The sequence below is a fragment of the Dokdonella sp. genome, assembly GCF_035511235.1.
Lineage (GTDB): Bacteria > Pseudomonadota > Gammaproteobacteria > Xanthomonadales > Rhodanobacteraceae > Dokdonella.
Window position 1 is genome coordinate 187,238 of record NZ_DATKFQ010000005.1, and the last position, 12,861, is coordinate 200,098.

7 protein-coding genes are annotated in these 12,861 nt (G+C 63.6%); 4 read left to right on the forward strand and 3 right to left on the reverse strand.

Annotation, left to right across the window (positions count from 1 at the left end; genetic code table 11):
* Positions 1-23: 23 nt before the first annotated feature.
* Entirely contained in the window at positions 24-5,621 is a 5,598-nt protein-coding gene (locus VMR06_RS02785) for a DUF3320 domain-containing protein (RefSeq protein ID WP_325372755.1), read from the reverse strand.
* A 573-nt stretch (positions 5,622-6,194) separates the two neighbouring features.
* On the opposite strand from VMR06_RS02785, the gene VMR06_RS02790 reads away from it, so the two are divergent.
* The 4 genes from VMR06_RS02790 (at position 6,195) to VMR06_RS02805 (ending at position 9,546) form a co-directional block, all read left to right on the forward strand.
* Positions 6,195-6,668: a hypothetical protein gene (locus VMR06_RS02790; RefSeq protein ID WP_325372757.1), complete on the forward strand. Its 474-nt coding sequence runs from the start codon at positions 6,195-6,197 to the stop codon at positions 6,666-6,668.
* Positions 6,669-6,920: 252 nt separating this feature from the next.
* Positions 6,921-7,400 (forward strand): DUF805 domain-containing protein, encoded by a 480-nt coding sequence (locus tag VMR06_RS02795; RefSeq protein ID WP_325372759.1) that lies wholly within the window; start codon positions 6,921-6,923, stop codon positions 7,398-7,400.
* A 277-nt stretch (positions 7,401-7,677) separates the two neighbouring features.
* Positions 7,678-9,048 carry a hypothetical protein gene (locus VMR06_RS02800; protein ID WP_325372760.1) on the forward strand — a complete coding sequence of 457 codons (1,371 nt, stop codon included), beginning with the start codon at positions 7,678-7,680 and terminating at the stop codon, positions 9,046-9,048.
* 105 nt (positions 9,049-9,153) lie between these two features.
* Complete coding sequence (locus VMR06_RS02805; protein WP_325372762.1) at positions 9,154-9,546, forward strand: hypothetical protein; 393 nt, start codon at positions 9,154-9,156, stop codon at positions 9,544-9,546.
* A gap of 1,064 nt (positions 9,547-10,610) precedes the next feature.
* Here the strand turns inward: VMR06_RS02805 and VMR06_RS02810 are convergent.
* Together VMR06_RS02810 and VMR06_RS02815 are read right to left on the reverse strand one after the other, a co-directional pair.
* On the reverse strand, positions 10,611-11,282 hold the full coding sequence (locus tag VMR06_RS02810; RefSeq protein ID WP_325372764.1) for a hypothetical protein: 672 nt from the start codon (positions 11,280-11,282) through the stop codon (positions 10,611-10,613).
* Positions 11,279-12,799 (reverse strand): zinc-dependent metalloprotease family protein, encoded by a 1,521-nt coding sequence (locus VMR06_RS02815; RefSeq protein ID WP_325372766.1) that lies wholly within the window; start codon positions 12,797-12,799, stop codon positions 11,279-11,281. Before VMR06_RS02815 ends, VMR06_RS02810 begins: the two co-directional genes overlap by 4 nt.
* Positions 12,800-12,861 lie beyond the last annotated feature (62 nt).

Genomic DNA, 12,861 nt, shown 5'->3' on the forward strand with positions numbered 1-12,861 from the left:
TGCGTCTCATCCCAAGGACGTGCTTAGGTAGCTATCGGCAGCCCGAGGACTCCATCCCTCTCGACGAGCTGTCCTCGCGTTAACAGCAACTCGCATCGATCTGCGATGGCGCGACGAAGTTGGGCGCTCGTGGTTCTGTAACCTAGCTGCCGGGACACATATCCCACCAATTCATCGGTGGAAGCGCCCAGATTCTCTTCGACGATCGCCAGAAGTCCCGCATCGATCTCGGACGGAGGCAAATAGTCGGGCCGCCGGAGCGTGGCCGAAGCGACATTGCTCCTATCCCGCACTTGCGGCCTTCGATTCGACACCGACACGAAGTCGACGTCGACCGCCTGTACCCACCCCCGGAGGATCGCCCGATCAATGCCATCCTCGACGGCCGCTTGAATTCGAGCGCCCGCTCTCTGAAGACCCCAAAGCGTGCGGATCCGCGTGACGATCTCGGCGCGATGGATCGGCCCTTCCGTCTCGACGACCTGCTGCACGATCGTTGCGAGCTTCTCAGCAGGCACCAGATGCAGCTCGGTCTGGCGCGAGGGCACGGCAAAGCTGGCTTCCGTGTAAGACACTCCGGGCCTCGCCGACTCGGTCCGAACCAGCCCCACTTCGACGAACTCGCCCCTATCTACAGCCGAGAACTCGATCGGCACCGCACGACCCTGCGCGACAGCCTCGCTCGCGAAGGGATCCGGCTCGGCCTTCGCGGCCTCGATGGCGGATATCAGCTTCGCCAGTTCGGCTTGGGGTCTCTGGAACCAATCCGAGCTCCAGAGCCGATAGACGTTCCATCCTTTGTCGCGTAGCGCACTGTCCCTCAATCGGTCGCGGTCTCTCGCACTCTTGGCGTCGCGATAACTCTCGCCGTCGCACTCGATGCCGAGTACGTAGCGGCCCGGACGTGCGATATCTGCGACCGCGATATCGACGAAGAAGCCCGCAATGCCAACGTGCGTGTGCAGGTCGTATCCCCGCTCTCGAAGGGCAACTGCAACTTCTTCTTCGAAGATGCTCGTGCGCACTCCGTACTGATCGGGCCCCGCATTCAACTGACCCGTGCGGGCATATCTCAGGAAGAGCTTCAACGCCGCAGTGCCCTTTCCTCTTGCGCGTTCCAGATCGATGTCCTCATCGGTGATGGATGAGAACACCTCGCATCGAGATTTCGCGCGGCTGATGAGCACGTTCAACCGACGCTCTCCCCCTTCCCGGCTCACCGGACCGAAATTCATCGTGATGTTGCTCTGGCTGTCCCTTCCGTAGCCCACGGAAATGTAGATCACATCGCGTTCGTCACCTTGGATGTTCTCCAGGCTTTTGACGAAGAAGGGTTCAGTCGAGTGTTCTCCGAAAAAGCCCTCCGTCTCGGGATGCTGGCGCCTGAGCAGCTCGAGCTCGTCCCAGATCGCCCGTCGTTGCTGAGTGGAGAAGGTCGCCACGCCCAGCGACATATGCGGTGTAGCGCGTGCGTGTGCAATCACCGCCCGAGCGACTGCCTTGGCCTCCAGCGGATTGGTCCGCGTGTTGCCGCGGTCATAGACGGCAGCCGGCAGATGATTGAAACGAAGCCCAACGCCCGCTTCGCTCGTATACGGGCTTGGAACGATGAACAACTTGTTCTCGTAAAACTGGCTGTTGGAAACCGCTATCAAGGATTGGTGGCGACTGCGGTAATGCCACCTCAACATGCGTTCGGGCAAGCCTCTGGCGCGACACAAACCCAGAATGCTCTCCACGTCGGCCGCCTGAGCGCCATCCTCATCGCTCTCAGCTGCGTCGCCGAGCATCTTGGCGAAGAATCGCGTGGGCGGCAGCTGGCGCTCGTCTCCGACGACCACGAGTTGCTTCGCGCGCGCGATTGCCCCCAGCGCATCGACCGGCTGGACCTGGCTGGCCTCGTCGACCACCAACATGTCGAAGCTTAGGGAACTCGGCGGCAAGAACTGGGCGACCGACAACGGACTCATCATGAAGACCGGCTTGAGCGCCTGAATCGCCGGCGCGCAGCGCTGCATGAGTTGCCGGATCGGCATGTGCGCGCGCTTCTTTTCCATCTCGCCCATCAGGACGGCGGTAGGTCCGGCGGCGCCGCCGCGCCTCGGAATCCGCCCGTGATGCGTCCTGATGGCCTCGATCCGTGCCAGCATCTGGCGCTCGCGATCCAGTCGCACGAAACTTTCAATGAGCTGCGATTGCTGCTGACCGTCGAAGGCGGCCAGGGCAGGCTCACGCCGGACCATCTCCTCAAAAACCGTTTCGTAATAGGCCAGCTCGAAGGTACCTTTCGCCGCTTGCACACCGAGCTCGCCCGAAGCCATCGCGTCGACGAACGCAGAAAGTCCCCTTTGCCGCGCCTTCTTTGCGACGGCAACGTAGGCGACCCATTGCGGCAGAGCCTCAGGATCGGCCTCCCACCTCGAAAGATGAGTCGCGACATCTCCGACAACCGAGCCTTCCGTGACGCCGCCGATGGCGGAAGCTCCTTGGAACTGAAGAAAGTCGAATAGTCCCTGGATTCTTGAAGAGAGGTCCTCGGAGGCGGCAATGAGCTGCCGACTCCGAACCAGCAACGCGCCCGGGTCCTCGGTATGCGCGGCAAGTTCCCGAAGATCTGCGTGGCTGGCCATCCAGGCAATTGCCGCTTGAAGCGCGCTTGGATCGGTATCCAGCCCTTTCCAGAGCAGTCCGAAAGCTTCGGCTCCCGGCGTCTCGTCGAGAGCGGCGACGGCTTCCTGTGCTGTTCGCAGACGCCCGATTGCCTCGAGTGCGTCGCCGACCGGGAGGTTGGCCCCCCCTGTCAGCAAGCGACTGAAGTCAAACGCGCTCTGCCACGGCGCGAGCCGCTCTCCGAGCAGCTGCAGTGACATGCGTCCGAGAATCGTCTCCTCGCCCCACCGGTCTGAGCCGTGAGCGATCATGGCCTCGTAAGTTGGCTTGAGCGTCTGCTGAAGGTCCATCAGCACCGGCTTCAGTCGCTTTGCGACCGCTGCCGCCAGCACACGGTCATTGATGTTGGCCAGACGTTCCCGGACACCGCTGCCCAGTGGTCTCAGCGTGCGCATCCAGGCGACCACGCGCCGCAAGAACAACGCGTCGGAACGCTCGCCCTGCCAACTGCTCCCGAAAGCGTCCAATGCCTGAGTGCTTTGCGCATCGATCTGTTTCTTGTCCAGTTGCGCGTCCAGCAAAGAATCCAGTGCCGCCAGCATTTGATCAGCCGGCAGCTTCGGTGAGACGAGCTGGGCACGCACCTCGCGATTCGAGCGCCGCCAATCCGCGCTGAGCACTCGCAGCCAACTCCCTCCTCGAGTCGCCAGATGAAGCCGGGCCTCCTCGAGGTCCTTGGCCCATGCTGTCTCGCGGAACGTGTGGCTGAGGCTCGCTCGAGCCTTCTGGAACCGCTCGACGGTCGCCACGATCTCCTGGATTGCATCTACTCCTCGGTCCCACACGTGCGCCACCAAGGCATCCCGGTCGATCTCCGGTATGGTGGTGGCCCGCTCCGCGATGAGGACCAGCTTGAGTGCCGAGTCCAACGTCAGAGGCGACGTCTCGGACATCAGATGCGTCAGGCGCGCGAGATCCTGCCATGATTGTTTGAGCGCCACCGACGCCGCGACCAGCGATTGAACCTCTCGCCCCAATACGAACTCGGGCGGCAGACTTCGAAAGGCGTCAGCTGCGGCATGCCAGTCGACGTGCAGCGCACGCGGATCGGCACTGACTGCCGCCTTTGCCAATTTTCGTTGCGCAGTCGCGAGGACCGTCGCGAGGTGTTGCATCTCTGACGGCTGCTGCCACTGGATTGCGAGAAGCGCCTCCCGACCGATCGCCGGTGCATCCAGCAGGATCTGAGCTCTCTGTTCCGCCGCCCGCACATCGGAGAACACCGTCGGCATGGACAGCCGCAATGCTTCCTGATGCGCGCGCACTGCACTGAGCCACGCTTCGAGTTCACCCCTCAGGGTGGACACCTCGCCGACCAGGCGGTCCCGGTCATTGGGAAGCAAGCCGTCGATGCCGACGCCAGCCCAACTGTGCCGATCCGGAATGCCCATCGTATCGATGCGAACGACCAGATCATGGATGAGTTCGTCTCGTGCGCTCTTGTCGTATGGCGCCCACGCTATCGCGCCTTCCAAAGGCACGCGTTGCGTACTGAACCCAAGCCGACGAAGACGCACGAGATGCCCCAAGACCTGATAGGGCGTCAGGTCAGCCGGGCGTAAATTCTGATGAAGCCGGCTCGCATGCTGGTTCAGCGCGTCCCGTCGCTCCCTGAGCTGCTCGTTTATGGACGTGCCGTCGCCACCACTCGGCGCGCCCAACTGCCAAGTCCGTTTGAGCTCTTCCAGAACGGCTCTCTTGTTGGCCTTGCTGCTGTGCAGCTCGAGGCAAGCGACACCGATGTCCACATGGTCAAGACGCCGCTTGACGACCTCCAGCGCCGCCATCTTCTCGGCGACGAAGAGGACCTTCTTGCCATCGGCAACCGCCGCCGAAATGATGTTGGCGATGGTCTGGGACTTGCCAGTCCCGGGCGGTCCTTGCACCACGAGGCTGTTGCCCTTACGCACATCGTGGACCACGAGGGATTGCGAGCTGTCGCAATCGACGACATGGATCATCTGCTCGGGCGGAATGAGCACGTCGATGTTCGCGTTCTCGTCCGAGAGCGACGCCCCCGGGAACCCGTCCGAGACCACGCCTCGCAAGGTCGGGATACTCTCCATCCCGCCCATTTCACCCCAGAGCGAGGGATCGAGATCCCGATACATCATGAACTTGGCGAACGAGAACAGCCCAAGCACGGCATCGTTCGGCAGAACCTCCCAGCCACGCTTGCCTTCCACCATCGTGCCGATGGATGCGAGATAGGCATCGACATCCAGGCTCTCGAAATCGGCGATATCGGGCAGCTTGAGGTGGTGCTCGCGATGCAGAAAAAGCTGCAACGACAGATTCGCCTCGATATCGTCGCCTGACCATTTCAGGTGGAACTTTTCACCGGCATTGCTGCGATCCAGCGTGACCGGGATCAGGATCAAGGGCGCGTAGCGATCCACCTTCGGCGTCAGGGTCGCCTGCCACTTCAGGTAACCGACTGCTAGATAGAGGACATTGACGCCCTGCTCTTCCTGCAGTGTTCGGACGTCGATGTGGAGATCAAGCAATCGCTTCTGCAGGCCTGCAGAAGTCAGACGTGTCGAGAGCTGCTGGTCCCAGTGGCGGACGACGCGGCCGTCCTCATCGAGCTCGAGGTCGGGCTGTTCGATCAGCGCTTCATCTTCGACTGGCTCTGCCGGAACATCGTCGCCCTCTTCTCCCAGGGGCATCTCGAGATCCGCCTGGGGGTCCGTCGGACCATGCCGTCCAGGCTCGAACGTGAAGCGCTTTCCTTCGACCACAAGGATCCGATACATCGCCGCGGCGAGCTCGTTGACGACCTCGACCGTGCGAGCCCGACCACCTCGGGGCGTGCTCAAAAGACGATTGCGGGTCGACAGATCCAGCAGCTCGAGTCGCGCGCGGTTGATCCGCTCTATCAGACTACCCGCACCACGCAGTGCGGAAACCTCCGGTTCAGAGGTCGACGCTTCCGCCACATCATGAGCCATCATCCAATCCCCTTGAACAAAGGAGGCTGAGTGTGGCCTCTGCCGACACTTCCCTGAATCTCGCCCCCTTGGCGGGCTCTATAGTGCACCCATTGGATGCCGCCTTCCATTGCCGCATACGCGCCGAGTTGGCGCCGATGACTCGCTCAGCTTGAGGGCTGGGAGCGGCCCCTGAGACTTCGCAATCGGGCCGCTACCCTGCAGGTCCATCCGATGCGGCGCACCATACAAGCCAGTTCGGCGTGGCTTCCCCCCTTTGGCGGCACCAAGCATCGCGCCTTCCACCGTCGCTCACTGCTGCGTTAAGTGCTCGTGTCGTTCGACGCGCACCTTCGCAGTGGCGTCTGACCAGAAGGAGAAGCGCGAGGTGCTTGGCGTAAGCATCCGAGCCACGGCGAGGTGATGCCGATTAAAGGGGGACGGACGCCCTTGAAGGTCTACCTGAACGCGCTCTTCCCCGAAGCGGGTATTGTGGGAATGCTATGTCGAGTGGATTCCGGCCTGACATACATCCGGCTGGACCGGAACGACCAATGATTTTCGCCGAGCAGCTACGTCCGATAAGGAGAACACATGATCTCTCGTAGCCACTATGGCGCCCTCATCGTTGGCTTTCTCGCCGGCGTGGCGGCATCCATCGTCGTCGGTGTCGTCGGTGCCACGGCGATCCTGCCTACATACGCGGACAACGCCGTCGAGGAACTGGCACGCGTCACCTCATCGTTCGTGGGCGCGGGAGGGAAGCAGCGCCCGGCGCAGGAGGTCTTCGGGACGCAGGTACAGCAGGCGGACACGCTCACGATCATAGTCGGCCAGTCCTACAGCGAGATCAGTTCGGACCGCTTGAAGGCGATGCTGCGTGCCTCGTTGAGCAAATTCGTCAACAGTGACTTCCACGAGAACCCGGAACTGGCCGGCCGCCTCGATCCAGCCGCACAGAAGGTTCGCACGTGCATCCTCGAGAACGAGGGCTCGAAGGAAGCCGAAGTGATCGAGTGCCTCAAGGATGTGAAGCCGCGGTTTGCCGTTATCGGAGCGCCAACATAAGCCGGAAGTGTCTACGGTCCCCGAGGCTTCCAAGCAAGCGCGAAAGCTGAGTGAGACAGTAAGTCAACCTGACCCCGTTACGGCGAATGCGGCAGATGGCTTTCGTGCGAGATCCGCAACAGCCGGCCGCGTCGGCCTCGACGTCGAGACCGACCCGGCCGACACGGCGGTTCGCCTACGGCTTCAACGGCCCACCCGCGCGACGCCCGGCGAGGGCGTCCGTTCGGATCGAACCGCATCGGTGTTTTCCCGGTGGCCCCGGAGGCTGCCCGCGGCCGTGGTATCTGCGGCGCGGCATCGTCGCTGCGCCTTGACACCTGCATGAGGGGAATCGACATGGACTGGAAGACTCTTTTGTTCTCGTTCAAGGGGCGCGTCGGACGCGGCCCGTACTGGGGCATGGTGGTTGCCTCGCTGCTGTTGCTCGCACTCGTCGGAGGCGCCAGTGTCATGAGCGTGCTGAACGCGCAGGATCCGGCGGCCGCTGACGGCGGCATGAGCATCGCGATGGCGATCGTCTGTCTGTTGTTCCTGTGGCCGGCCCTCGCGATCCAGGCCAAGCGCTGGCACGACGTCGACAAGTCGGCGTGGTGGATCCTGATCGGCCTGGTACCCGTGATCGGCGGCGTGGTCGCGCTGGTATTCAACGGCTTCATCGCCGGAACGCCGGGCACGAACCGCTTCGGCGCAGCCCCGGCCGTGCCTGCAGTGCGCCGGGTCGGCACCGCCTGAGGGTCGTTCGCGGCCCCCGCTGCGGGCGTTCCGCACCCGCAGCGGGGCCTGCGCGAGCACGCCGGCGTCGGCCCGCGCGCCCGGGAAACGCATCGCCCGACGGAACCTGCGCCTCGCCACGGACGCGCGGGACCGAGCTGACTTCCGCGTACACGCGACATCGACCTGCGCCTCCTGCGGAGTTCATCGTCGTCGGGACCCGACGCCGCGCACCGAAGCGCTGGCCCCCGACGCCGCGTCCTGCCGTGGATGACGGCAGATGCTTCGGAGATACGCAATGTCAGCCGTCCATACGCTTCGCTGCACGCTGCTGTGCACCGTCCTGTTGTCCGCGCCGGCACTCGCCGGCGACGGCGATCCGGACTCGAGCTTCGGCGGCAACGGCAGGGCCATCCATTCCTGGCCGCTTTCCTACCTGCAGGCCGAAACGAACGCCGTCGCGGCCGGCACGGACGGCAGCGTCGTCGTCGCCGGCTGGGTCAGCTATCCGTCGCCGCAGCGAGATGCCGTCAGCCTCGTGCGCTTCCGCGCCGACGGCACGCCCGATGCCGCCTTCGGCGACGGCGGCGTCGCGCTGTTCGACCTCGACCCGGCCTCGCAGATCGGCGAGAGCGCCGCCGGCGTGTTCGCCCTGCCCGATGGCCGCACGCGGGTCGTCGCGGCGCTGCGGGTCCCCGGCACGATGGGCGTGCAGCCGCTGCTGCTGGCCGTGCGCGCCGACGGCTCGCCGGATACGGCGTTCGGCGATGGCGGTGTGCGGCGCATCGACATCGACCGCTGGGCCGGCGCCGACGTGCGGGTCTCCGCAGCCGCCCTGCAGCGCGACGGCCGCATCGTATTGGCGGGTGCGATCGTCACCGACACGGGCGCCGATGCGCTCGTCACGCGCATCCTGCCGAACGGCGACGTCGACGCCGCGTTCGGCGACGCAGGATGGACCCGTCTGCACGGCGACGAGCCGCTCATCGCGACGGCGGTCGCCATCGACGATATCGGCCACATCGTACTGGCCGGCCGCGCGCTCGGCAGCGGCGCGCCGGATCGGCCGATGATCGCGCGACTCGGCACGGACGGCGTGGCGGACGCCGGCTTCGGCGATGCCGGCGTCGTCCGCGCCGATACCGGGATGGCCGGCGACTGGAGTGCGGACGCGGTCGTGACGGCCGTGCGCCCGGTCGCGGGAGTGTTCCTCCAGCGCCGCATCTTCGTGGCGATCAACCGCACGTCGCCGCGCAGCACCGGCATCCTCGCGCTCGCCGGCGACGGCTCGATCGCGACGAGCTTCGCCGATGCGGGATTTCGCGATCTGTCGCGCGAGGAGGGCGCGCGCATCACGACACTGGCGATGCGTGGCGACCGCCGCCTCGTCGCGGCGGGATGGGTCGATCCGAACGGCTCCGGCGTCGCCGATTTCTACCTCGCACGCCTCACGTTCGACGGTGCGCTCGATCCGGCCTTCGACGGCAACGGCGTCGCGCGCTACCCGATGAATGCGGACGGCGACACCTACGACACGCCGAGCGCGATGGTGCTGTCGGGCGAACGGCCGGTCGTCGCCGGCACGCTCTACAACAACGGCACGTCGCGCTACCACGTCGGCGTGCTGCGCCTGCAATCGGACGCATTGTTCGCCGACGGCTTCGACTGACGGAAGGGTGCGCCATCGCGGAACGATCCGGGTTCCGCGACCTGTGCCGTTCGCGCCGGACGCTTTCCGCTCCCTCCCTTCGAGGTGCCTGCCATGAAAACAATGATGCTGATGCTGATGCTGGTGCTGGCGCTGACCGTTCCCCTTGCCGGCGGTTACGGCAGAGGCGGCGACAGCGCCGAGAGCGTGTTCGCGGACATGACCGCCAACCTGCGGGAGATGTCGGAGATCCTGACCAGCGTCACCGACGAAGCCAGCGCGAAGGCCGCCGTGCCGCGGATCGAGGCGGTGCGCGCGAAGATGCGCGACTGTGCCAGGCGCGCGCGCGCCGTGCGCCGGCCCGATGCCGCCACCGAGAAGCGGATCGACGAGGCCATGCTCGCGGTCCAGCGCGAAGTCATGCCTGCCATCGCCGACGCGCGACAGCGACTGATGGCGCAGCCGCCGCTGGTGGCGATCCTCGCGCCGGCCTTGCAGGGAATGGAGAACGATCTGTGAGCGGGGATGCGCGCGTCCTGCGGTGACGGATCGCTTTCGGGAAGCGACGCCATGAGTGTCCTCGCCGCGTGACGAAGCGGCCGCGCGTTGCCGGAGGACGTTTCGACATCGACGCCGTTGCGCGATCCCCGGCTGGAACAGCCACGATGGGGACGCTGCGCGCCGAGGTCGCCGCGGACAGCGAACGGTGTCCGGGCACTCAACCGCTTGTGCAGATCGGCGCGTCGGCGCCACGGAAACGCGCCGAGCAGCAGCGTCCAGACGACGACGTTGCCGAGGCTCACCCCGAGCACCGCGCCGTTCGGCCGCCTTGCCGAATGGCTGCTGATGCTGCAACACGCGATCGGTCCGGGCCTCGTGGTCGTCGCGTCGAGCTCACTGCGGCCACGGCTCAGGATGTCAGCGGCGCTGAGACTCTCGCCCTTCGACATCGAGGGATCGTTCTGCCGGAAGATCGAGACGAGCAGGTCCTTGACGCGTTCAGCGCGATCGGCCTGTCACCTCAAGCGAGGCGATGCGGAAAACTGCGATTGCGCGCGAGCGCGACGTCAACGGCCACGGGAAACGGCGTGTGACGGGGGCCAGGCGAAAAAGCGGCGGCGACAATATCCATGCCACCGGTGGACCAGACACACCATACAAGTCGAGCGGCGCTCGTTATCGAAACCACGCGGCACGCCAAAGCTCATCCGGGTTGAGTGAGGAGGCAGTTACGGGCGAGCAGAAAGCGAGCCTGACCTCGTTTTGGCCAAGGATGTGAAGCCGCGCTTTGCCGTTATCGGATCGCCAACATAAGCCGGAAGTGTCTACGGTCCCCGAGGCTTCCAAGGAAGCGCGAAGGCAGAGAGAGACGGTAAGTCAATCTGACCCCGTTACTGGAAACCCCGATTTCGACCAAGAAAGGGGCGAGTCGCCCTGGGAAGTTAACCTGAACCGGTTATGACCCCCGTTATTTGCTGGCAGTTGCAGCGACGATGCCCGGGAAATGCCGCGGCGCGTGGCGTGAACTCCAGGCCAAGCACGCCGCAAGGGAACCTTGCAGATCGCGAACGCCGCAGGCTCGATCAGCGTTCAGTCGCGTGCCGCCGCCGATACGCACATGCCAGCGCGAACATGCCGAGCACCAGGCCCATTAATGTCCACAGCGAAAGCACGGGAACCGGCTCTGGTGGAACGGAAGGCGAACCAGCCACGATCGTGTAGAAGATCTCGTTGTTCGCTGGATTGGTGTCCTGTTGCGTCCCGCGGACCACATAGGTCCACCGCGTCTCGAAAGTCTCGAACGGCTCGGGCAAAAACTGGATGTCGAACGTACAGACTCGTGACTCTCCCGGAGGAATCACTTCAAAGTAGAACTGGAAGACCAACGCAAAGAAAAAGTCCGGCGGCGGGCCGGGACCGATGACGTCATAGGTAGCAACACAACCGCTGACCGTGCTCCACAGGATGTCAAACGGCCCCCAATCCCATGTGGTAGGTAGCCTGAATCCGGGGCCAATCACGAAATTGGCAAGGGGATCACCAGCCTGAGCTACACCTGCGGCATCGGGACCGGCATTTTCTAAGGTCAGCGTAACCGTCCCGCGCTCTCCCGGCTGGAAAGATGAGGGCGTTACGGAAACCGAAATCGACACATCGATCTGAGAAGACCCCGTTTCTCCCGACAAAGCCGTCGCGGGCAATAGAACAAGACAGGCCGCGAGGATTTCCGCAGTCGCATGGCGCATCCAACTCACGGGGCACCCGCAACGTAAGTGACTGACGGACACGCGCTGAAGCTATCGAAGCCGCTAGAGAAAATCACTCCTGGGCGAACACGGAGTCCTTCAATTCCAGGAGCGAGGTTACTGATCGCAAGCGCATTATTCATCGTGGAGGCTCCTGTAGGCCGACCACCCTCGAAGACACTTGGATTTGAGAACTGAAGAAGCCGCCGCGGCGAGCCGGGGTTGAAATTCTGAGCCATAACAGTCTGGAACCAAGGCGGATCGTTGTAGCCGAACGCGTACGGGAAGGATGCCTCGTGATCTGCTGCCGCACCGGCACCTCGATTGTGTTCCGCACCGAGAACATGACCAAGCTCATGAGTGAACACATCCGCGCTCGATGAACATTCCGCGGTACTTATGTAATAGGCATACTCGGAGAAATTAGACCCTGTACAGGGTGAGGTCGATATCCCTTGACTGGCGCACTCCGTTCGCTGAACGTACGCGACACCACAGGGGCCGAAAGTAGCCTGCGAAGCAGGAATGATTGCAACGACATCAGCGCCCACCGCATTTCGGTAGGCCTTAATGGACGGACTCCCTTGTATCTGGTCTCGGCTCTGGATGGCTTCGCGATAATCCCAACTTCCAGCATAGGGAACCGGCTCCCAGCCAGCGAGCTTTGAGACGGTCACCACGCCTACTCGCGCATCGATAGCGCTGTTCCTGAAGGCATCATTGATATCGCCGATGCCATTCTGAATTAAGCCGATGATGCCCCCCGTATCGCTGCAGGCGACTGGATTTCCACCCGCGGCTATACGCCCCTGCTCGGTGAACAACACCACCATGTCGATCATTCGCGGCGTAGATGAGGGCCCCATAGGAGAGAGCGGCCGAGGAGAAATCCTCATCAGCGTGGCTGCGTTCGCCTCGGTCGCACTCATGACAGGGGCTGACCTGTCCGCCACATCGCCGACTCTCGTGCTGGACTCAGCCGCTGCCGATGTTCCAACGGGATCATCGAGTCGGAAGTACTCCATCCGCAGCTCCTTGACGACTTCCCGAGAAAGAGCGAAGCGTCCGGCCGCGCCAGCAACGATGCCGACGACATGGCCGCGATGGACGTTGATTCGTAGTTCGTACCCGTCTCCTCGACCAGACCACCTGTAAGAGAACTGGTCCGCAGGCAGATTCGGGATAGGTATCAGCTCACATCCGATGGGATCGCCCTGATGACAACCCCAACCATCGCGTTGCACGAATCCATCACGCCGATCGATAGCCTCCAGGTTGACGACAACATCAACCGCGCCACCATGAGGCCGAGGGATCTGAACTCTGACTTGCTCGGGCATCGCGGCCAGGGCCGGGATGTCTATAGTGGAGTAATAGATCTCCAGTGCATCCGGTATGGGGGGCGAGAGTGGTGCTGAGTTCCACTTGATGTCGCTGAAGAGCGGAACTGGCTGGCTTCCGGCGAAAGCGGGCGCCGCGATACAGGCAGCAGCTATCCACAGCATCGTGCTGAGACGCATTTTCATGGTGAGCTTCCCTTGCTGTCGGCTCCCCTGGAGCCCCGTCGGGAAGTTATCACATGAGTACT

What these genes read in the sequence shown, in the direction of transcription:
- VMR06_RS02785 (WP_325372755.1), bottom strand. Translation starts at nt 5,621, where the DNA reads ATGGCTCATGATGTGGCGGAAGCGTCGACCTCTGAACCGGAGGTTTCC.
- VMR06_RS02790 (WP_325372757.1), top strand. Translation starts at nt 6,195, where the DNA reads ATGATCTCTCGTAGCCACTATGGCGCCCTCATCGTTGGCTTTCTCGCC.
- VMR06_RS02800 (WP_325372760.1), top strand. Translation starts at nt 7,678, where the DNA reads ATGTCAGCCGTCCATACGCTTCGCTGCACGCTGCTGTGCACCGTCCTG.
- VMR06_RS02805 (WP_325372762.1), top strand. Translation starts at nt 9,154, where the DNA reads ATGCTGATGCTGATGCTGGTGCTGGCGCTGACCGTTCCCCTTGCCGGC.
- VMR06_RS02815 (WP_325372766.1), bottom strand. Translation starts at nt 12,799, where the DNA reads ATGAAAATGCGTCTCAGCACGATGCTGTGGATAGCTGCTGCCTGTATC.